Origin of the sequence: Escherichia albertii (assembly GCF_028622335.1) — a bacterium.
In the GTDB taxonomy this organism is placed as follows: Bacteria; Pseudomonadota; Gammaproteobacteria; order Enterobacterales; family Enterobacteriaceae; genus Escherichia; species Escherichia albertii.
The window spans coordinates 16,043-36,863 of the sequence record NZ_CP117568.1 but is presented as its reverse complement, the minus strand read 5'-3'; the positions used below and the strand labels follow the sequence as shown (position 1 = coordinate 36,863).

The following is a 20,821-nucleotide window of genomic DNA, read 5'->3' as shown; positions in this document are numbered from 1 at the left end:
AATCTTCAGGTTTATATTTAACGTCCACCTGGCTCCGTGCCGGATGGGGTTGTTTAACATACCCGCTGTCATTCCATTGCAACGGGGGTACTGCAAATTCGGTCGCTTATGCGAGAGCCAGTTTTTGGCGCGCGTATTGTAGCGCTTTTTCAATCACTTGCTCAATGCTTAAGGTGGTGGAATCCAACACCAGAGCATCGGCTGCCGGAACCAATGGCGCTACCGCACGGTTACGATCGCGGTCGTCGCGTTCTTTTATCTCGGCCAAAAGGCGCTCAAAGTTAACACTAAAGCCCTTCTCCTGCAACTGTAGCATGCGGCGATGCGCACGTTCTTCCGGGGAAGCGTCAAGGAAAATTTTCACTGGCGCATCAGGGAATACCACCGTTCCCATGTCCCGGCCATCGGCGATCAGTCCGGGTAACTCACGGAATGCGCGCTGTCGACGCAACAGCGCCTCACGCACACGAGGAAATGCCGCCACTTGTGACGCAGCATTCGCCACGTCCTGAGTGCGAATTTCACCACTGACATCTTCCCCTTCGAGGATCACTTCCAGATTGCCATTGGTCGACACAAAACGCACATCCAGATGGGATGCCAGCGGCACCAGGGCGTCTTCCGACGCGATATCGACATGATGATGCAATGCCGCCAGCGCCAGTACGCGATAAATTGCACCCGAGTCCAGCAGATGCCATTGCAATGCTTCCGCCATAGCCTTACATAAGGTGCCTTTCCCTGCACCGCTTGGGCCATCAATGGTGATTACCGGGGCAATTGCCGTCATCTTTATCTCCTTAACACAGGCGTACTGTTAACATAATCGCCGCGCATTATACGCGCCAACGCCACAAATCGTTAACTCTGCGTGCAAAATACAGAATGATTGAAGTTGATTGTAGAATAAATAAGCGACGCAAAATGCCAGAAAAAGTAAGGAATCGCCGCACCGGACGGTACGGCGGAAAAGAAAAAACTAGAAACTAATCCGCGCCAGTTGTTCGAAATAATCCGGGAACGTTTTAGCGGTGCATCCTGGGTCGAGAATCGTCACCGGTGTATCTGACAATGCCACCAGCGAAAAACACATCGCCATACGGTGATCGTTATAAGTCGCGATTTCAGCAAACCGCAATTTTTCCGGCGGCGTGATGCGGATAAAGTCATTCCCCTCTTCCACTTCCGCACCAACTTTGCGTAGTTCGGTCGCCATCGCAAACAGACGATCCGTCTCTTTTACGCGCCAGTTATAAATATTGCGTAGCGTGGTAGTGCCTTTTGCAAACAACGCCGTCGTTGCAATAGTCATCGCCGCATCAGGGATATGGTTCATATCCATGTCAATAGCGTTCAGTTCGCCACGCGTGCAGGAAATATAATCATCCCCCCAGCTAATGGTCGCCCCCATTTTTTCCAGCACGTCAGCAAAACGAATATCGCCTTGCATACTGTTGCGTCCAATGCCGGTCACTTTTACTGTACCGCCTTTAACCGCTGCTGCGGCAAGGAAGTAAGAGGCCGAGGAGGCATCACCTTCCACTAAATAGCTCCCCGGAGATTGGTAAGACTGCCCGCCTTTCACCACAAACTGTTGGTAGTGCTGATTTTCAATCTCAACACCAAACGCTTTCATCATGTTCAGCGTGATATCAATATAAGGCTTAGAGACCAGATCGCCTTTAATGCGAATGACCGTATCTTGCGACGCAAGCGGCGCAGTCATTAATAATGCGGTGAGAAACTGACTGGAAACAGAGCCGTCAACTTCAACGTTGCCGCCGATGAAACCGCCCTGTAAACGCAACGGTGGATAATTCTCTTGTTCCTGGTAAGTGATTTTCGCTCCGCCCTGGCGCAGCGCATCCACCAGGTGACCAATCGGGCGTTCTTTCATGCGTGGCTCGCCGGTCAGAATAATATCATTGTGTCCCAGGCAAAGTGCCGCAGCCAGTGGACGCATTGCCGTTCCGGCATTACCGAGAAATAACTCCAACGCGCCTTCAGCATGTAATGGGCCACCATTGCCGATGATTTCGCAACGCGTACGCTCGGCAGAAAGCGTATAGCTTACCCCTAACGCCTTTAACGCATTAAGCATATGGCGAACATCATCGCTATCCAGCAGATTGGTTAATACTGTTTTGCCGTGTGCTAATGCCGCCAATAATAAAGCGCGGTTAGATACGCTCTTGGAACCGGGCAGATTAATCGTACCATCGACACGAGCGACAGGTTGTAACGTCAGGGATTCCATGAACTTAACTCTCTACAACAGAAATAAAAACCCCACAGTTTGGCTGTGGGGATTAAGCAAAATTTCGGCATTAGCCGTGACGACGTTCGAATTCAACCATGAAATCTGTCAGCGCTTTAACGCCTTCCAGCGGCATGGCGTTATAAATAGAAGCACGCATTCCACCGACCACACGGTGACCTTTCAGCGCATGAAGGCCCGCGGCGAAAGACTCTTCGAGGAACAGTTTATCCAGAGCACTATCTGCTAACTGGAATGGGACGTTCATCCGCGAACGGTTAGCTTTCGCCACATCATTACGATAGAAATCGCTGTTATCAATCACACCGTACAGCAGTTCGGCTTTTTGCTGATTGATTTTATCCATCGCTGCCACACCGCCGTTCGCCTTCAGCCATTTGAAGACCAGGCCAGATAAGTACCAGGCAAAGGTCGGCGGCGTGTTAAACATGGAGTCGTTATCGTTGAGAATGGAATAATCCAGAATCGATGGACAAGCGATATTTGCTTTACCCAACAAGTCTTCGCGAACAATGACGATTGTCAGACCAGCCGGACCGATATTTTTCTGCGCACCCGCATAAATTACTCCATAACGACTGACATCTATAGGACGCGAAAGAATCGTTGAAGAGAAGTCGGCAGCAACCACGACATCTTTGCCGAAGTCTGGCGTTTCATCAATGGCGATACCGTCGATGGTTTCATTCGGGCAATAATGCATATAAGCAGCATTATCAGAGAGTCGCCATTCACGCATTGGTTTAACCGCGCGAAGACCGTCAACGGTCACTTTAGCGTCAAAGACATTTGGCGTGCAGTATTTTTTGGCTTCTTTAATGGCACTGGCCGCCCAGTAACCGGCATCAACATAATCTGCGGTAGTTTTATCACCAAGAATATTCAACGGTACAGCAGCAAACTGACCGCGGCCGCCGCCGTGGCAGAACAATACTTTGTAGTTGGAGGGGACGTTAAGAAGATCGCGAAAATCCTTCTCGGCTTCCTCTGCAACCTGAATGAACTCTTTGCCACGGTGGCTCACTTCCATCACCGATGTACCCAGACCATTCCAGTCGCGCAGTTCCTGTTGAGCCTGTTTAAGCACTTCTGCCGGTAGCATTGCCGGACCAGAACTAAAATTGAAGATTTGAGCCATTTCCCCTCACCACGTTGCGTTGCTATTAACCCACAGTCAATCGATTGCGACCCGGGCAATACATTATTCCTGTGGATATCGGTTTTATCATTCAGTGGCACGCGCCGCAATGGGTAAAACCGTTGAGGGCAAAAATGTGGCACGCGTCACACAACAGAATCTCTCGGATTATTACCCAAAAACCGATATTTTTGCTGTCAGGCCATCCGTTTTATCCAACTTACCTTCGTCAATACTGGATTTACACAATGTGGACATAATTGTTTTTCACCCGCATTCATGTGAATGATTTCGCTACACTGAATGTGGTCATAGCCATCGGCTCCCGGCATGGCTTTATATTATGAATACCTTCATTCTTATGCGTTTATCATGGATTATCCGCTAAAAGCATATAACCAACAGCCAGTCTGTATGGCGGCAATGATGGCACCTTTGCGATAAAACCCGTATTATTGCGCGCTTTCCGTACGACTAAAGTGATTTTCATGACGCAAACATTTATCCCCGGCAAAGATGCCGCACTGGAAGACTCCATCGCTCGCTTCCAGCAAAAACTCTCCGACCTCGGCTTTCAAATTGAAGAGGCTTCCTGGCTGAATCCGGTGCCTAACGTCTGGTCTGTGCATATTCGCGACAAAGAGTGCGCATTATGTTTTACCAACGGTAAAGGTGCGACTAAAAAAGCAGCGCTGGCTTCTGCTCTTGGTGAATATTTCGAGCGTCTTTCCACTAACTACTTTTTTGCTGATTTCTGGTTGGGCGAGACCATCGCCAACAGCCCGTTTGTGCATTATCCCAACGAAAAATGGTTTCCTCTAACCGAAAGTGACGACGTGCCAGAAGGCCTGCTCGATGATCGTCTGCGTGCGTTTTATGACCCGGAAAATGAACTGACTGGCAGTATGTTGATTGATCTGCAATCCGGTAACGAAGAGCGCGGCATTTGCGGCCTGCCATTCACCCGCCAGTCGGATAATCAAACCGTCTATATTCCGATGAACATCATTGGCAACCTGTATGTTTCTAATGGTATGTCTGCTGGTAATACCCGCAACGAAGCGCGTGTTCAGGGGTTATCCGAAGTTTTCGAACGTTATGTAAAAAACCGCATCATTGCTGAAAGCATCAGCCTGCCGGAGATCCCGAGCGAAGTGCTGGCACGCTATCCAGCGGTAGTTGAAGCCATCGAAACACTGGAAGCGGAAGGTTTCCCTATCTTCGCTTATGACGGTTCGCTTGGTGGTCAGTATCCGGTGATTTGCGTAGTACTGTTCAATCCGACTAACGGTACCTGCTTTGCATCCTTCGGCGCGCATCCTGATTTTGGCGTTGCGCTGGAACGCACAGTAACCGAATTACTGCAGGGCCGTAGTCTGAAAGATCTGGATGTCTTTACCCCTCCGACCTTCGATGATGAAGAAGTTGCAGAACATACCAACCTCGAAACCCACTTTATCGATTCCAGCGGTTTGATTTCCTGGGATTTGTTCAAGCAAGAGGCAGATTATCCCTTTGTAGACTGGAATTTTTCCGGCACTACCGAAGAGGAGTTCGCCACACTGATGGCTATCTTCAATAGAGAAGATAAAGAAGTTTATATTGCCGATTATGAACATCTGGGCGTTTATGCTTGCCGCATTATTGTCCCTGGCATGTCTGACATTTATCCGGCAGAAGACTTATGGCTCGCCAACAACAGCATGGGTAGCCATCTGCGCGAAACCATTTTGTCACTGCCAGGCAGTCAGTGGGAAAAAGAAGATTATCTGAACCTCATCGAGCAACTGGATGAAGAAGGTTTTGATGACTTTACCCGTGTACGTGAACTGCTGGGTCTGGCGACGGGACCAGATAATGGCTGGTACACCCTTCGTATCGGTGAGCTAAAAGCGATGCTGGCGCTGGCTGGTGGCGATCTGGAACAGGCTCTGGTCTGGACCGAATGGACGATGGAATTTAATGCTTCGGTGTTTAGCGCAGAACGCGCCAACTATTATCGCTGCCTGCAAACATTGTTATTACTCGCGCAGGAAGAAGATCGCCAGCCGCTGCAATATCTGAACGCCTTTATCCGTATGTACGGCGCAGGCGCGGTAGAAGCCGCCAATGCGGCAATAAGCGGCGACGCGGCGTTTTATGGTCTGCAACCTGTAGACAGCGACCTGCAAGCCTTCGCATCCCATCAATCGCTGTTGAAAGCCTACGAAAAGTTACAGCGCGCCAAAGCAGCGTTCTGGGCAAAATAAAATCAAATAACCTACGCAATGTAGGCTTAATCATTACTCTGGGTTATATTACGGGGCGTTTTTTAATGCCCCGCTTTACCTATATTTGCATTAACAAAATAATTGTAATTATAAAGTTAAATGTCGGTAATTTGTATTTAATAAATACGATCGATATTGTTGCTTTATTTGCCTGATGCTCCCTTTTAATTAACTGTTTTGGTGGAGGATACGGAAAAAATTCAACTCATTTGTTAATTTTTAAAATTTATTTTTATTTGGATAATCAAATATTTACTCCGTATTTGCATAAAAACCATGCGAGTTACGGGCCTATAAGCCAGGCGAGATATGATCTATATCAAATTCTCATCTATAATGCTTTGTTAGTATCTCGTCGCCGACTTAATAAAGAGAGAGTTAGTGTGAAAGCTGACAACCCTTTTGATCTTTTACTTCCTGCAGCAATGGCCAAAGTGGCCGAAGAAGCGGGTGTCTATAAAGCAACGAAACATCCGCTTAAGACTTTCTATCTGGCGATAACTGCCGGTGTTTTCATCTCAATCGCATTCGTCTTCTATATCACAGCAACTACTGGCACAGGTACAATGCCCTTCGGCATGGCAAAACTGGTTGGCGGCATTTGCTTCTCTCTGGGACTGATTCTTTGTGTTGTCTGCGGCGCCGATCTCTTTACTTCCACGGTATTGATCGTTGTTGCCAAGGCGAGCGGGCGCATCACCTGGGGCCAGTTGGCGAAAAACTGGCTGAATGTCTATTTTGGCAACCTTGTCGGCGCGTTGTTGTTTGTACTTTTAATGTGGCTTTCCGGCGAGTATATGACCGCCAACGGTCAGTGGGGGCTGAATGTCCTACAAACCGCCGACCACAAAGTGCACCATACTTTTATTGAGGCCGTTTGCCTCGGTATCCTGGCTAACCTGATGGTGTGTCTGGCAGTATGGATGAGCTATTCTGGTCGCAGCCTGATGGACAAAGCGTTTATCATGGTGCTGCCGGTCGCGATGTTTGTTGCCAGCGGTTTTGAGCACAGTATCGCAAACATGTTTATGATCCCTATGGGTATTGTAATCCGCGACTTCGCTACGCCGGAATTCTGGACCGCTGTCGGTTCAGCACCGGAAAATTTTTCTCACCTGACCGTGATGAATTTCATCACTGATAACCTGATTCCGGTTACGATCGGTAATATTATCGGCGGTGGTTTGTTGGTTGGGTTGACATACTGGGTCATTTACCTGCGTGAAAACGATCACCATTAATCGGTGTCGAAGTACGCAGTAAATAAAAAATCCACTTAAGAAGGTAGGTGTTACATGTCCGAGCTTAATGAAAAGTTAGCCACAGCCTGGGAAGGTTTTACCAAGGGTGACTGGCAGAATGAAGTAAACGTCCGTGACTTCATTCAGAAAAACTACACTCCGTACGAGGGTGACGAGTCCTTCCTGGCTGGCGCTACTGAAGCGACCACTACCCTGTGGGACAAAGTAATGGAAGGCGTTAAACTGGAAAACCGCACTCACGCGCCAGTTGACTTTGACACCGCTGTTGCTTCCACCATCACTTCTCACGACGCTGGCTATATCAACAAACAGCTTGAGAAAATCGTTGGTCTGCAGACTGAAGCTCCGCTGAAACGTGCTCTTATCCCGTTCGGTGGTATCAAAATGATCGAAGGTTCCTGCAAAGCGTACAACCGCGAACTGGATCCGATGATCAAAAAAATCTTCACTGAATACCGTAAAACCCATAACCAGGGTGTGTTCGACGTTTATACTCCAGACATCCTGCGTTGCCGTAAATCCGGTGTTCTGACTGGTCTGCCAGATGCTTATGGTCGTGGTCGTATCATCGGTGACTACCGTCGCGTTGCACTGTACGGTATCGACTACCTGATGAAAGATAAACTGGCACAGTTTACCTCTCTGCAGACCGATCTGGAAAACGGCGTAAACCTGGAACAGACCATCCGTCTGCGCGAAGAAATCGCTGAACAGCATCGCGCTCTGGGTCAGATGAAAGAAATGGCTGCTAAATACGGCTATGACATCTCTGGTCCGGCTACCAACGCTCAGGAAGCTATCCAGTGGACTTACTTCGGCTATCTGGCTGCTGTTAAGTCTCAGAACGGTGCTGCAATGTCCTTCGGTCGTACCTCCACCTTCCTGGATGTGTACATCGAACGTGATCTGAAAGCAGGTAAGATCACCGAACAAGAAGCGCAGGAAATGGTTGACCACCTGGTCATGAAACTGCGTATGGTTCGCTTCCTGCGTACTCCTGAGTACGATGAACTGTTCTCTGGCGACCCGATCTGGGCAACCGAATCTATCGGTGGTATGGGCCTCGACGGCCGTACGCTGGTTACCAAAAACAGCTTCCGTTTCCTGAACACCCTGTACACAATGGGTCCGTCTCCGGAACCGAACATGACCATTCTGTGGTCTGAAAAACTGCCGCTGAACTTCAAGAAATTCGCTGCTAAAGTGTCCATCGATACCTCTTCTCTGCAGTATGAGAACGATGACCTGATGCGTCCGGACTTCAACAACGATGACTACGCTATCGCTTGCTGCGTAAGCCCGATGATCGTTGGTAAACAAATGCAGTTCTTCGGTGCGCGTGCAAACCTGGCGAAAACCATGCTGTACGCAATCAACGGCGGCGTTGACGAAAAACTGAAAATGCAGGTTGGTCCGAAATCTGAACCGATCAAAGGCGACGTTCTGAACTACGATGAAGTGATGGAGCGCATGGATCACTTCATGGACTGGCTGGCTAAACAGTACATCACTGCACTGAACATCATCCACTACATGCACGACAAGTACAGCTACGAAGCCTCTCTGATGGCGCTGCACGACCGTGACGTTATCCGTACCATGGCGTGTGGTATCGCTGGTCTGTCCGTTGCTGCTGACTCCCTGTCTGCAATCAAATATGCGAAAGTTAAACCGATTCGTGACGAAGACGGTCTGGCTATCGACTTCGAAATCGAAGGCGAATATCCGCAGTTTGGTAACAACGATCCTCGTGTAGATGATCTGGCTGTTGATCTGGTAGAACGTTTCATGAAGAAAATTCAGAAACTGCACACCTACCGTGACGCTATCCCGACTCAGTCTGTTCTGACCATCACTTCTAACGTTGTGTATGGTAAGAAAACGGGTAACACCCCAGACGGTCGTCGCGCTGGCGCGCCGTTCGGACCGGGCGCTAACCCGATGCACGGTCGTGACCAGAAAGGTGCTGTAGCTTCTCTGACTTCCGTTGCTAAACTGCCGTTTGCTTACGCTAAAGATGGTATCTCTTACACCTTCTCTATCGTTCCAAACGCACTGGGTAAAGACGACGAAGTTCGTAAGACCAACCTGGCAGGTCTGATGGATGGTTACTTCCACCACGAAGCGTCCATCGAAGGTGGTCAGCACCTGAACGTGAACGTAATGAACCGTGAAATGCTGCTCGATGCGATGGAAAACCCGGAAAAATATCCGCAGCTGACCATCCGTGTATCTGGCTACGCAGTACGTTTCAACTCGCTGACTAAAGAACAGCAGCAGGACGTTATTACTCGTACCTTCACTCAGTCTATGTAATTAGATTTGACTGAAATCGTACAGTAAAAAGCGTACAATAAAGGCTCCACGAAAGTGGGGCCTTTTTTAACAACAGAGCCTTTTTTGTCAGCTATCTATACTTTAAGGTGACTGCCAAAACAGACTCGACGCAGCCTGCGAGCTGCGCATCAACACGGCCTCAGATGGGCCACATCTGGAGAAACACCGCAATGTCAGTTATTGGTGACATTTTTTGATATCTAATCATATGAAATAAAAGGATTTATTTCTGGTCACGTCCACACATTGACCACATCGACAAAAAAGCCCCTCGACTGAGGGGCTTCCTGTTTGTAATTACATCCACATAATTTGCTGCCCTGACGGCAACGGGTGCGGCCTTACGGCGTGGACTTCTCCCGGCTTCACGATGTATCGCTGTACCGACTCATAAGTGATGAACGTGGCGCTGCAATTCACGTTCTGACACTGGTGATAACGCTCTTTTGTCGTGTCAGTGATATAGCGACTTGTACGCGCATGTGCGGCATGCTGGCATAAAGGACAATGAAACATCGCGAGCACCTCTTCCGGTTTTGTTGATGGTGCCATTTTAGTTAATTTATCCTTATAAAACAAACAGATAAAATAAAAACATCACTCATCATCTTCTGTTTCGTACTCCACATCAGAAAGCCTGACCTCAAGCTCCAAGGACGTCGTGAAGCCGCTATTATTCAGAAAATGTGTCACCTTAGTGATTGTCCAGTCCTGCTCGTCTATGACGCGCTTAAAGCCTGATACTTTGACCGGCGTTTCCGTGTAAATATCTGCCCGACCAGTAGCCAGACTGATGGAGAACTCCGCAACGCCCCGTTGCAGCTTATCCCACTTCGCCTGAGCGGCGCGCATGGCCTGCGCTTTCGTGGCATATACCGTGGTCAGGGCAAAAACGTTGTCAGCCTCACCAGCCATGTATTCACCTTCGCGCGCTTCCGGTACTTTTGGCGCTTTCTTCTGCGTGACTGGTTTCGCTTTCGGGTGCTCCAGTGCGCGCAGGTGTTTCTCTTTCTTTTTGCGTTTCAGTTTTACCTTCTGCTTTTGCGGCTTCGGGTCTTTGGTGTGTAACCACTTTGCCGTTACACCGGTATAGGCTCCACGGTCAGCAATCGCAAAATGATGGCGGTCGCCGTCGCTGCGGGTTATGGTGACCTGCGGGATTTTTTTACCGCTGGCCGTCACCCCCTGCCCCGCTTTGAGAAACAACAGTTTTCCCATTTTTACCGAGACCTCACCGCCGTTGCGTTCTGCAAGACGGGTCAGGAATTTCGCATCAGACTCCTGCGACTGGTCGATGTGCGGGATTTTAATTCCGGCCAGTGACGGAGCGACACTGGCTTCCAGCCTGTTACGGGAGGCTATCGCCTCAACAATCGCACCGAGCGTGGTGTCATGCCATGAGCCTTCCCGGCGGGAATTGAGCGTCCCGCGGAAATCTGCACTCCGGGCGCGGATGGTGACCACATCCGGCGCGCCCCGGTGTTCAACCTCATCAACGGTAAATTTCCCTTTGCATACCAGGGCAAAACCTTTCCAGCCGATATACACCGTCAGGACAGCGCCACGAACCGGCAGCCCGACCTGCCCGTCGGCATCGTTCAGTTCAATATCAAGCTGGTCAGCCTCAAAGCCCCGGTTATCCGTCAGGGTCATACTCATCAGACGGTCGCTGATATTGCCGGTAATATCCCTGCTGTCGAGCATCAGCATGTAATCCGGCGTCAGCGTACTGCCTGCATCAAATGTCAGCGCATCCAGCATTATCCCGCCCCCGTCATACCCGTGAATCTGGTCGCCATACTGCCAGCCTTACCGATGAGCGATTCCGCCTGTTTACCGATATCGCCATAAAGCGCGGCCAGTGATTCATCAACGCGGGTGAGCGACAGCGTAAAATCAATTTTCCGGGGTGTGCCGTCTGCAAAGAAAATACTCCCTGTTTCACTCACCCTGCTGATGACATACATGCCGTAAATCATGCCGGTACCATCCAGCAACGGCCACGCCCGGCCTTCCTCTGCCATCAGTCTGAGCGTGGTCATCGTCAGCTTGCCGCCGGTAAGTTCGGGATAAAGCACACCGGCAAGCGTCATGTTTTCCTCACCAACACCGAGAAACTGGTAGGCATCCCGTTTACCGATACGGGAATTTGACGGCCAGCGATAATCTGATTCACGCTGCATGGTCTGGTGTGGCAGCGTCTGGCGCATAAAAACAAACATACCTAACGCGAGCATCATTTTTCGTCACCTCCTTAACCGTCATGCATCATGCTGGCACGGGCGCGCGCACGCTTATCCCGCTCGTATTTTTCGAGCGCATCCTGTAACTGGCGGTCGAGCTGTGTCCCCGGCGCAGTACCACCCGTCAGGCTGATGTGATATTCGTTTTTACTCTGGTCTACATAAGAGCGGCCAGCCGGTGCCGTGACCGGCTGATAAGCCTGATAGCTTGCATAAGAGCTGGTCGCCGGAATATAACCACCGCTGCCATACGTGGCGGCTTGAGTTCTGGCGGCGGTCTGGTCAAGTGTGTCTGACTCTTTGTTGATAACACCGAGTTTTTCCAGTACCCAGTCAATACCACTGCGCAGTTTGTTGAACGCATTAAGCGGCAGCATCAGCGCGTCAGCCAGTGCCTGCCCGAACATGACGCCCGTGTCACGGCAACGGTTCAGGGTGTCCCGGGTGGCTTTAACCGGGGCAATCAGGTTTTTAAACCACTGCCACGCGGCCTGTAACTTTTCGCCCAGCCAGTCAAACACCGGCTTAAGTGGCGTGAACAGTTCCCCCACCGGCGCAAATGCCGCTTTCAGCCCTTCAACCACACCGCCAAAGAATGCGCTGACAGGCTCCCAGTATTTACGGATAAGCAACGCCCCGGCGACAATGGCGGCCACCACGGCCACAACCGGCCAGCTAATCGCCCCGATGGCCGTCATAACAGCACTGCTAACCGTCGTGAAGATTGCCCCCATTGCGCCTGCTGCCGCGATAATGGAATTGATGCCGGTGATAACCGGCCAGGCTACAAGACCAATGGCACCGATGATGCCAATAAGCGCCAGCGCGCCACCGACAATGAGGCCGATGGTTGACGCCAGTGATTTGTTTTTCTGGATCCAGCCGTCGAGTTTTAACACATACTTTGTGGCCGTCTGAGTGAGCTTACGCAGTGCGCCTTCCTGCTGGTCAAACAGGTCAGTCCCCACTGCCTCATAAGCAGACTGAAACTCCTTAAAGTCACCGCCGAGATTGTCCTGCATGATATTTACCAGCTCTGCAGTTTTCCCGTCTGAGGCTTTAAACGCAGCGGTCAGTTTGTCCAGCTTTCCGGTTGAGGCGGCAGTCATCAGCACGGCGGCGGCTGAACTGGCCTCCTCCCCGAAAATGGTTTTCATGTATTCAGCCTGCTGGGCAGTACCGAGCCGGTTTTTCTCAAAACTGGCCTGCATTTCTTTCAGAATGGTAAATACTGGTCGGGTGTTTCCCTTACTGTCTGAGGTTTTCACACCAAGCTCTTTGAGTGCATCCCATGCTTTTCCTGTCGGTGCCTGCAGGCGGCTTAACACGGCACGGCTTCCCGTCCCCGCCATTGAGCCTGTGATTTTTGCATCATGCAGCGCCCCGACCATTGCGGCGGTTTCTTCAATGCTGACACCGGCATTTTTTGCCACAGGTGCGGCATAGGTCAGCGCATCGCTCATGCCGTCAAAATCGGCGGCGGTTTTGTTCATCGTCATGGAGAGAACATCCCCGATATGAGCGACCTTATCGTTTGAAAGCTGAAAGGCAGATTTCATCCCCATCAGCAGGGCGGCGTTTTCTTCCATCGTGCGGCGGTTCGCCAGCGCCATATTCAGTGTAACCGGCGTTGCCGCCTGAATGGCATCAACATCCCCACCGGCTTTCGCAATGATAATCTGCGCACCGGCTGCATCATCTGCCGAGGCTGCGGTATTGTCGCCGAGCTGGCGCGCCTGTTTGCGTAATGCGGCCATTTCGGTGGAGTCTTTTGCCACTCCGAGCACAGCCTGTAATTCTGAGTTTTTCTGCGCAAACTCATAACCGGGCATCAGCAGCTTAACTCCGGCCATCGTTCCCGCAGCAGCAATCCCCACACCGGCAGCGCCCACTGAGGCCATATTTCCGGCCAGTTCCTTTCCTGCCTGATAACGCTGTTTGACTGCGTTAAGTTTTGCCTGTTGTGCACTGACACGCGCCAGCGCGTCACGCTGACGGTTAAGCTGTGCGGTGGTTTCACTGATACGGTTTTTCAGTCCCTGCTCATCATGTGCAAGATTGCGGGTATTAATTCCCACAACGGCCAGTTCCCGCTGCTGGCGTTTAACGGAATCCGTCAGGCGGTTATATTTCGCCTGTAAGTCCTCCGCCGCACGCTTTGCGGATTCCAGCACTTTCGCCTGAGCACGGGTCGGTCGTTCGGTATTTTTAAACTGTGTGGCAAGGGCTTCGGCTTCCTGCCGCGCCTTTTCAAGTGCATGACCAGTCACGGCGAGCTGTGCACTGGTCTTGCGAAATCCCTCAATACGGGATGCCTGACCGTTCAGCTCGCGCAGTGATTTTTGTGTTTCCCGGATATCCCCCGACAGCGATTTGCTCGCTGTGCGGATGGATTTAAACGGGCGGGATGCCTGGTCAACAGCCCTGAGCAATACCTGTAATTTTACATTGTTACTCATTCGTGTTTCCGCTTCGCCGGAGCGCCTTTTCGCGCCATGTGATGAGTTCGGTCAGGCTCATGGGATACAGTTCTGATGGCGGCCAGTGAAATATCACTGCCACATCTGCCATCAGGTCATCGACCGACAGATTTTTCGGAAACGTCACTGCACCGAGTTCGGCGACAAAAAACCGACCACCTTACCGGCCAGCGCCACAAGGTCAGGCAGTTCCAGCGCGGCGACCTCCTGCTCGGTCAGCATCGGTGCCGTCATGCGCGGCAGCACCTTAATCAGTGCATCGACTTCGGAGTTTGCGACCGCAGCCAGACTGACACCGCGCAGCGTCCCGGCATTAGGTTTCATCAGCGTGACCTGTTCGATAACCTGCTCACCACGCTTGACCGGATTGTCCAGGGTAATCACATTTTCTTTGTTCATGGTTTTCTCACTTCTGAATCGGGGTTAACCGGTCAGCCAGGCTGACCGGATGAAAATCACAGGCCGATATTGCGGCGGTGTTGCTCCAGCCGGTCGACGCCGTTCACCTTCTCAATCATGTTGATGGTGTCGATTTCGACCAGCTCCTTACCGTCCATCGTCAGCCGGAAATAGGTGCAGACTACGGAGATTTTCGACTCGGTGTCTTCTCCCTGTTTACCCTCGCCGGTGTCGATTTCTTTCTGACGTCCACGCATGACCACTTCAACGGCCACCGTTTCGCCGGTATCGTCGCGCTGGTAAGAGCCTGCAAAACGAATCGGTACGGCATCCACGCCGGTTGCGGCGTAAAGCTCCCAGATAACCGAATCCGGGAAGCCCCCGAGCGACCACTCCATTGACAGCGCATCGTCATCAAGGCCGAGGTCTACCGGTGCGCTTCCGTTCATCCCCGCACCGCGATAGTTTTCGAGTTTACGGGTCAGTTTTGGCAGCGTGACGGACTTTGCAACGCCCTGATAGCTGTAGCCGTTCAGAAAGACGTTCATTAACTTGAGTTTGCGCGGCATTGCCATCGGTCAGGCTCCTTAATTGCTGTTAACCGAGGTGACCAGATTTGCCAGGTATTTATCGGTAATACGCTGGCGCAGGGTCAGGTTTTCAAGAGGAGGCACCGGGGTATAGTCGTAGTCGATATACAGTTTTCCGGCCTTGAGGGTTTCCGCATCGTTGGATTCTTCGCTGAACCAGCAGGTCGCATCCACGATATAGCCGTTTGTTTTCAGCTCACGGAATTTGGCATTGATGCCGTCAACGATGTCGCGAATCAGCGTTGCGGTGATGGGCTTGTCCACCGCCCACATGTGCGCCTCAGCCATCGTGTCGGCCAGCACCTGCGCGGTACGGGTGTAGTTTTCAAAGAGGAACAGCGGGTCATCAGAGCAGGTACGGTTACCCCAGAAGCGGAAACCGTCGCGGCGAATCAGCGTAGTAACGCCTGACTCGTTAAGCAGGTCAGCATCGGTGCCGGACTCCTGCAAATCCCAGAATACAGAGGCGCTGATGCCGGTAACACCGTTCACCCCGACATTGGACAGCGTTTTATGCCAGCCCTGCTCCTGGTCGATTTTAGCGCGCAGACCCAGCGCACGGGCGGTGGCATACGCGGTGGCGGTGGTACTGGTGACCGTATCCCATGCGAGGAAATCCGGCCAGATGACCATCAGCTCACGCTGGCTGAAATTCTGGCGGTAAGCTTTCACCTCGGAAATGGTTTTACAGCCCCATGCGCTGATATACCCGAAAGCGCGCAACTTCTGACAGACTGATGCCAGTGCAACAGCCACCTCTTTGGTATCCAGTCCCGGTACGCCGAGAATACGCGGTTTAACACCGGTTACCGACTCCGCCGCCAGCAGGGCTTTCAGTCCGGTGTACTGACCGTTTTCGTCGGTGGTGCCGATGATATTGGAAACGGTCTGCGCAAGTTTCGTTTCTTCGTCTTCGCCGGTGCCGTCTTCCACACGTACAACAACGGTGACCGGTTTTGACTGGTCAGCGATGGCCTGCAACGACGCCGCCAGCGTGCCTTTTTTACCGGCCTTTGCAATTGCGGTCTGCACATTGGTAATCAGCACAGGTTTATTGAGGGGGAAGGTTTCCGCATCCGCATCGCTGGCCGTGCAGACCATGCCGACAATGGCCGTGGATACAGTGGAAATGACGCGGGTGCCCTCGTTAATCTCCAGCACCTGCACGCCGTGATGATAGTCACTCATCCGTTTAACTCCGTGGTTAATGGGTGCAACTATTTTCCGTTGGGTAGTACATGAGACGCTATTTGACCTGGCTGGTCAGTGGATGAAACAACAGATAAAGAAAAGGCGGGCAACTCGCCCGCCCGTCCTGATTTGTACTCACTCATTTTTCAACTGACAATTTACATAGCCCAAAAGCTATCAAATCAGACAGTCTGCTTTGAGCCAAAAGCAGACGTTATGGTATGTCAATCAAACAAGAGGAAGTGACCTGCTCCCCGTTGTGGGTGTGAACCTCATGGGCATTCAACCTTTCAATGCTTCAATCGTATTATTAAGTCGACGCAACAGGTCGTCGTACGTCAATATGTCTATCATGTTGGCGTACTTACGTTTGATTATCTCAAAATCAAGCAACTGACCGTCGGTCATATTACCGTTCGCTATCTGATCGCGCCCGACAATGATGATGGCTTTTGGGTTAGATATACGAATACGCATTCCCGCTGGCAGAGAATTCTTGTAGGCATTCGTAAGCTCTTTTTCACCCTTAACACCCCATTTAGATAAATGAAAAATATACTTTTCAGCCTGCATAATACCGCCGCTAAGTTCTGATGTAGGAATATAGTTATCGCGATAGGGCGTCTTGCGAAGGATCTTATCATCAAACGGCTTTTTGACTTCGATGATATCAAGGTTGCCGTTTGCATCCACCAGTGCAATGTCTATAAACCGATTTGTTTTAGCCGAAGGATTAGAGTAATAGTCGAAAATTTTAACCTTCTCGAGGACCTTGATATATTTTGGAAAAAGTAATGTGATGAAGGGTATCATCAGGCTCTGCCAGTCATCTTCAGACAAGTTAGTTTTGTTATTCAATGCATCCTGGATAATGTCTCTTATGAGTGTATATTTCTCAATTTCGAGCTTATTTAAAACTTCTAAATCCAGTTTGTCGGTTTTTCTGATCACTGTTTTTCTGTTTAGGTAATGTTCATACCGTTCGCGAGCATCTTTCATACCATCAAGATAACCTGCGAGAATAGCGTGAACCCTTGCATTAGCATAGCGATCCAGTTCCCCTGTGTTGGGGAATTTACTTTGCAACTCCTGGAATACGCTTTTTGGTATAGCTTCCGGCTTATCTCCTCCGATGATGATGGGATTAGTGTGATCGAGTAGTTTTGAAAGCCGACCAAAAATGGAGACGTTGCGTTCTGACGCAAATACTTTCCTTTCAAGCTTGATGGACTTATGTATAAGGACATCTCGATTAATGCTTAGAATCCGTCCCGGAACTGTTATGTATTCATTATTAAGCGTGCCAAAATTAAAGGAATATTCGTAATCATTAAAATCCTGAACGGTTGACGGTGGGTTTCTCAAGTCCTGGAGTTGAAAGTTAAAAATTCGTGAAATGCATACTGTTTGAAATTTATTTAAACTCTCCCAAACCCAAATTATTTGTTCTCCGCTGTCACCGTCGTAAGTCATAACAACGTCATTTGATACAAAGCTGAACTGTAACATATTTCCTCTGATTGATAAAACGTCCCATATTTTCCTGATAATTGCATTAGAGATCCGGCATGAACTGATGCCCGCCTATAATGACTAACTCTGCAATCACTGTCTCGATATTATGTTCATCCCCCATTTTATCCAAGTTATAAAATAGCAATCACGTAGATAATGACCTGCTCCCAGCAAACTAACATAGCACGATGTAAGCAAGTTCCGCTTTTGGCACAGAGCGGACTGTCAGATTAGTCTTTACTCTGTGCCATAGATATGTAAGCTCACACCAGAGCTCATACAACTTATTGCGGTATTTCCGGCCATTCAGGATTTGCAGGATCCACACGGCTGACCAGAACGCTGTAGCGTTCCCATGACTCCAGTCGTGCGCGCTCCTCATCCGTCGCCATATTCAGCCTGACGGCGCGTTCCAGCGGCTGGATAACTGATTCAGCTTCGGAAAGTAACGCGGCCTTTTGTGATTCGGCCTGTTGTTGCTGTTCGTCTGCCGTATAAATCCGCTTAATCACGGCACCATCCTTAAACATCCATTTACCTGAGTCATCAGCACGTCGGTTGGCGGTAATATCAGGAACCTCGACAACGCTAAAACCTTCAGGGTTAAGCGTTGAAGCATCTCTGGTGATGCCGACAATTATATTATTCTCGTCGTAAACAATCTTTATCGTGTCTGCCTGAAAATTACTTACTTCCTCATACCAGTTTTTTCCCTCTTCGGACCATAACCAGATAACATCAAAATTTTTTGTCAGTTGATATTGGGCAACAGTTTTTGGATTACCCGCAGTAATATTTTTTAAATGCTGCATAAATTACACCTGTGCGACGTTATACCATGTGCCATTGATGTATTTTTGTATTGGTCTGAATACTGCGGGGTCATCACCATCGACTTCACCGACAATACCAAGCCCGGTAATTACGTGCCCTGCTTTCTCATACATCACCCCTTTCTGCATGGTCTGGACAACTCGAGTCCCAAGCCGGATATCGCGTACATAACGGGAATCAAAATTACTATAGTTAGATGGTGATACCTGCCCGTTAACAGCAAAAGTGATGCTGTTATCTGTATTTCTCTGACTGTAAAAATGCCAGCCTGCATCATCACCTAATTCAGCCACCACCGGACGACTTGAGTTTCCCCACAAATTGAATGCGGCTTCCTTCGTGGATGTATTACTGCTGCTGACCGTGAATTTTTTCCCGCTACCGGCACGTACTTTGGTACTTGAGACAATATCACCAGTAACACTCAGGCCATGCCCCATTGATACAGCACCCGTGGCATCATTTATAATCAGTGGTCTTAAATTATTATAAGTACCTAATCTGTCACCTGATTTAGTCAACATAAAATAAGTGCTGCTGCCATCATTCCTGATAAAGAATCCATAATTGCCATAAGCAATGCGCAGACCATTAGCACTGAGTGATGTAATCTCACCTCTTGAACGGAGACCATAAGCGGAGCTGAGTGATAATTCTTCCTGAGCATCAGTATTACCAGTCGCCCAGCGAACTACCCCGCCCTGTACTGTTTCATGCCAGATAGTGTCTCCTTCTCCACCACGAAACTTTCTGAGATATTTTTTGCCGCCTCTGGTGCCTGAACATAAGGCCGTAGACATATAGGCATTCTGGCTTCCGCCATCCTGATTAATCGTTCCGGTCATTGAGTCGCCCTGACGATTCCAGTCACGACGCCAGCCGGGGGAGTAGCCGTCCCCATGATTAATGTAAGTGAATTGCGCGCTGGTTGTACCGCCACCACTTGATGTTGTCGGCGTGGTCACTCGGATAGTGATTGCAGATTTAGTTCCCATGACCTCGACGACACAACCAGCCAGGTGGATATCACCACATCCGGTATCCGTAATGATTTTGTTATTTGCATATGACCAGGAGCCTTTGCACATCCAGTACGGATGATTAAATGCACCACGGGAATCCAGCCATTCAATAAACTGAGCGGTTGTCCAGTTTCCGGCTTCAGTGCTCAAAGCGCCGCTATAAGCACGACAGGCACCGATATTTTTCGTGAAGGTATCCTTTCCCGGAATATCCGCACCGTTCTGATCTTTCTGAAGACGTTTTTCAGCATTGTCATAGGCAGACTTCACTGCTTTTGGCGTTGCCGCGAGGGTTTCAGAATCACTGTTGGTGGCGCTACTGAGCTGGACAAGACCTTTTCGCGCCGTGGTGGCATCCTGTGCAGTGTATTTCCCGTTAGCAAGGTCATACGCTGTCTTAACCGCCTTTGGTGTTGCCGCAAGCGTTTCAGAATCGCTGTTGGTGACGCTACTGAGCTGGACAAGACCTTTTCGCGCTGTGGTGGCGTCCTGTGCAGTGTATTTCCCGTTAGCAAGGTCATACGCGGCCTTTACCGCTTTTGGTGTTGCGGCGAGCGCTTCAGACGTGCTGTTGGTGGCACTACTGAGCTGGACAAGACCTTTTCGCGCTGTGGTGGCATCCTGCGCAGTATATTTCCCGTTAGCAAGGTCATACGCGGCCTTTACCGCTTTCGGCGTTGCAGCCAGTGTTTCAGACGCGCTGTTGGTTGCACTGCTTAACTGAGTAAAACCTTTTGCGGTCAGCGAGGCGTCCGGGTGACGTCGTGACTGTTCATGCTCTGCAATTTTGTCATCAACGTAATCCTGCGTTGCCATCACCGTTGTGGTGTCAATGGTCAGCTCCACTGAGGCCACACTGCTGACGATGATGACCATGCGGCAGGTCTGCGAACGCCCTGAGCCTTCGGCAAGAGCGGGTTTATAACTTTCAGCCATGTTCGCCACGGCAATTAGCGTTCCCGCATCATCGTACAGGCCAAGCTCACGCATCCAGAAACCGCCCACCTCCGGCGGAATAACCAGCTCTGCGATAATATAATTACTGTTTCGTTTGTCCAGGGTGATTTTGTTCAGCGCATGTCGCCAGACTTCATGGATAAGCCCGGTCTGTCCGGCATCCGGGACAGGCAATTTACCACCGCCATCCCCGACGGCCATCGTGGTAATGTTGACCTTCCGCCCTCCCGGTGCGGTTGCCGCTGCCAGCTTTGCTGCACCGGCAGTGGTGATAACGGTTTTGAATTTTGTGCTCATTATTCCTC

At 50.2% G+C, this 20,821-nt stretch carries 17 protein-coding genes and 1 pseudogene; 3 read left to right on the top strand and 15 right to left on the bottom strand.

Features of this window, described 5'->3' with window-relative positions:
• Positions 1-106 precede the first annotated feature (106 nt).
• The 4 genes and pseudogenes from cmk to PS053_RS00190 form a co-directional block, all read right to left on the bottom strand.
• A complete protein-coding gene (cmk, locus tag PS053_RS00205) occupies positions 107-790 on the bottom strand; it encodes a (d)CMP kinase (RefSeq protein ID WP_000124000.1) in 684 nt (227 codons plus the stop codon).
• Between the two features lie 189 nt (positions 791-979).
• A complete protein-coding gene (aroA, locus tag PS053_RS00200; protein ID WP_000445276.1) occupies positions 980-2,257 on the bottom strand; it encodes a 3-phosphoshikimate 1-carboxyvinyltransferase in 1,278 nt (425 codons plus the stop codon).
• A gap of 70 nt (positions 2,258-2,327) precedes the next feature.
• Entirely contained in the window at positions 2,328-3,416 is a 1,089-nt protein-coding gene (serC, locus tag PS053_RS00195; RefSeq protein WP_000057156.1) for a 3-phosphoserine/phosphohydroxythreonine transaminase, read from the bottom strand.
• A 197-nt stretch (positions 3,417-3,613) separates the two neighbouring features.
• Positions 3,614-3,757 (bottom strand): annotated as a pseudogene (locus PS053_RS00190) (DUF421 domain-containing protein); the annotation flags it as partial.
• Positions 3,758-3,904: 147 nt separating this feature from the next.
• Between PS053_RS00190 and ycaO the strand changes: the two are divergent.
• The 3 genes from ycaO to pflB all read left to right on the top strand — a co-directional run bounded on the left by ycaO (position 3,905) and on the right by pflB (position 9,264).
• Entirely contained in the window at positions 3,905-5,665 is a 1,761-nt protein-coding gene (ycaO, locus tag PS053_RS00185) for a 30S ribosomal protein S12 methylthiotransferase accessory factor YcaO (RefSeq protein ID WP_010329917.1), read from the top strand.
• 404 nt (positions 5,666-6,069) lie between these two features.
• Positions 6,070-6,927 carry a formate transporter FocA gene (gene focA, locus PS053_RS00180; protein ID WP_000642550.1) on the top strand — a complete coding sequence of 286 codons (858 nt, stop codon included), beginning with the start codon at positions 6,070-6,072 and terminating at the stop codon, positions 6,925-6,927.
• A gap of 54 nt (positions 6,928-6,981) precedes the next feature.
• Positions 6,982-9,264: a formate C-acetyltransferase gene (gene pflB, locus PS053_RS00175; protein ID WP_001292823.1), complete on the top strand. Its 2,283-nt coding sequence runs from the start codon at positions 6,982-6,984 to the stop codon at positions 9,262-9,264.
• A 318-nt stretch (positions 9,265-9,582) separates the two neighbouring features.
• On the opposite strand, the gene ogrK is transcribed toward pflB, so the two are convergent.
• The 11 genes from ogrK to PS053_RS00120 all read right to left on the bottom strand — a co-directional run bounded on the left by ogrK (position 9,583) and on the right by PS053_RS00120 (position 20,813).
• Complete coding sequence (gene ogrK / locus PS053_RS00170; protein ID WP_000468308.1) at positions 9,583-9,801, bottom strand: prophage transcriptional regulator OgrK; 219 nt, start codon at positions 9,799-9,801, stop codon at positions 9,583-9,585.
• Positions 9,802-9,882: 81 nt separating this feature from the next.
• Entirely contained in the window at positions 9,883-11,046 is a 1,164-nt protein-coding gene (locus tag PS053_RS00165; RefSeq protein WP_000882975.1) for a phage late control D family protein, read from the bottom strand.
• Complete coding sequence (locus PS053_RS00160) at positions 11,046-11,525, bottom strand: phage tail protein (RefSeq protein ID WP_000978916.1); 480 nt, start codon at positions 11,523-11,525, stop codon at positions 11,046-11,048. The genes PS053_RS00165 and PS053_RS00160 overlap by 1 nt, the downstream gene beginning before the upstream one ends.
• Before the next feature lie 14 nt (positions 11,526-11,539).
• A complete protein-coding gene (locus PS053_RS00155; RefSeq protein WP_273774546.1) occupies positions 11,540-13,987 on the bottom strand; it encodes a phage tail tape measure protein in 2,448 nt (815 codons plus the stop codon).
• Positions 13,980-14,135 (bottom strand): GpE family phage tail protein, encoded by a 156-nt coding sequence (locus tag PS053_RS00150; RefSeq protein WP_000143830.1) that lies wholly within the window; start codon positions 14,133-14,135, stop codon positions 13,980-13,982. Before PS053_RS00150 ends, PS053_RS00155 begins: the two co-directional genes overlap by 8 nt.
• The gene (locus PS053_RS00145; RefSeq protein WP_001031303.1) at positions 14,132-14,407 is read right to left on the bottom strand and encodes a phage tail assembly protein; all 276 of its coding nucleotides are present in this window, start codon (positions 14,405-14,407) and stop codon (positions 14,132-14,134) included. The genes PS053_RS00150 and PS053_RS00145 overlap by 4 nt, the downstream gene beginning before the upstream one ends.
• Positions 14,408-14,463: 56 nt before the next feature.
• The gene (locus tag PS053_RS00140) at positions 14,464-14,982 is read right to left on the bottom strand and encodes a phage major tail tube protein (RefSeq protein WP_001251408.1); all 519 of its coding nucleotides are present in this window, start codon (positions 14,980-14,982) and stop codon (positions 14,464-14,466) included.
• Positions 14,983-14,994: 12 nt separating this feature from the next.
• Positions 14,995-16,185, bottom strand: a complete 1,191-nt coding sequence (locus tag PS053_RS00135; RefSeq protein WP_273774545.1) for a phage tail sheath protein — start codon at positions 16,183-16,185, stop codon at positions 14,995-14,997.
• Between the two features lie 285 nt (positions 16,186-16,470).
• Complete coding sequence (locus PS053_RS00130; RefSeq protein ID WP_112037622.1) at positions 16,471-17,697, bottom strand: Shedu immune nuclease family protein; 1,227 nt, start codon at positions 17,695-17,697, stop codon at positions 16,471-16,473.
• Between the two features lie 290 nt (positions 17,698-17,987).
• Positions 17,988-18,515, bottom strand: coding sequence for a tail fiber assembly protein (locus PS053_RS00125; protein WP_105447190.1), 528 nt, complete (start codon positions 18,513-18,515; stop codon positions 17,988-17,990).
• A 3-nt stretch (positions 18,516-18,518) separates the two neighbouring features.
• Positions 18,519-20,813 (bottom strand): tail fiber protein, encoded by a 2,295-nt coding sequence (locus PS053_RS00120; RefSeq protein WP_273774544.1) that lies wholly within the window; start codon positions 20,811-20,813, stop codon positions 18,519-18,521.
• Between the last annotated feature and the right edge of the window lie 8 nt (positions 20,814-20,821).

Excerpts from the sequence above, each read along its gene's own strand:
- aroA (WP_000445276.1), bottom strand. The coding sequence starts at position 2,257 with ATGGAATCCCTGACGTTACAACCTGTCGCTCGTGTCGATGGTACGATT.
- PS053_RS00125 (WP_105447190.1), bottom strand. The coding sequence starts at position 18,515 with ATGCAGCATTTAAAAAATATTACTGCGGGTAATCCAAAAACTGTTGCC.
- PS053_RS00135 (WP_273774545.1), bottom strand. The coding sequence starts at position 16,185 with ATGAGTGACTATCATCACGGCGTGCAGGTGCTGGAGATTAACGAGGGC.
- pflB (WP_001292823.1), top strand. The coding sequence starts at position 6,982 with ATGTCCGAGCTTAATGAAAAGTTAGCCACAGCCTGGGAAGGTTTTACC.
- PS053_RS00120 (WP_273774544.1), bottom strand. The coding sequence starts at position 20,813 with ATGAGCACAAAATTCAAAACCGTTATCACCACTGCCGGTGCAGCAAAG.
- serC (WP_000057156.1), bottom strand. The coding sequence starts at position 3,416 with ATGGCTCAAATCTTCAATTTTAGTTCTGGTCCGGCAATGCTACCGGCA.
- cmk (WP_000124000.1), bottom strand. The coding sequence starts at position 790 with ATGACGGCAATTGCCCCGGTAATCACCATTGATGGCCCAAGCGGTGCA.
- PS053_RS00130 (WP_112037622.1), bottom strand. The coding sequence starts at position 17,697 with ATGTTACAGTTCAGCTTTGTATCAAATGACGTTGTTATGACTTACGAC.
- PS053_RS00155 (WP_273774546.1), bottom strand. The coding sequence starts at position 13,987 with ATGAGTAACAATGTAAAATTACAGGTATTGCTCAGGGCTGTTGACCAG.
- PS053_RS00160 (WP_000978916.1), bottom strand. The coding sequence starts at position 11,525 with ATGATGCTCGCGTTAGGTATGTTTGTTTTTATGCGCCAGACGCTGCCA.
- PS053_RS00140 (WP_001251408.1), bottom strand. The coding sequence starts at position 14,982 with ATGGCAATGCCGCGCAAACTCAAGTTAATGAACGTCTTTCTGAACGGC.
- PS053_RS00165 (WP_000882975.1), bottom strand. The coding sequence starts at position 11,046 with ATGCTGGATGCGCTGACATTTGATGCAGGCAGTACGCTGACGCCGGAT.
- ycaO (WP_010329917.1), top strand. The coding sequence starts at position 3,905 with ATGACGCAAACATTTATCCCCGGCAAAGATGCCGCACTGGAAGACTCC.
- ogrK (WP_000468308.1), bottom strand. The coding sequence starts at position 9,801 with ATGTTTCATTGTCCTTTATGCCAGCATGCCGCACATGCGCGTACAAGT.
- PS053_RS00145 (WP_001031303.1), bottom strand. The coding sequence starts at position 14,407 with ATGAACAAAGAAAATGTGATTACCCTGGACAATCCGGTCAAGCGTGGT.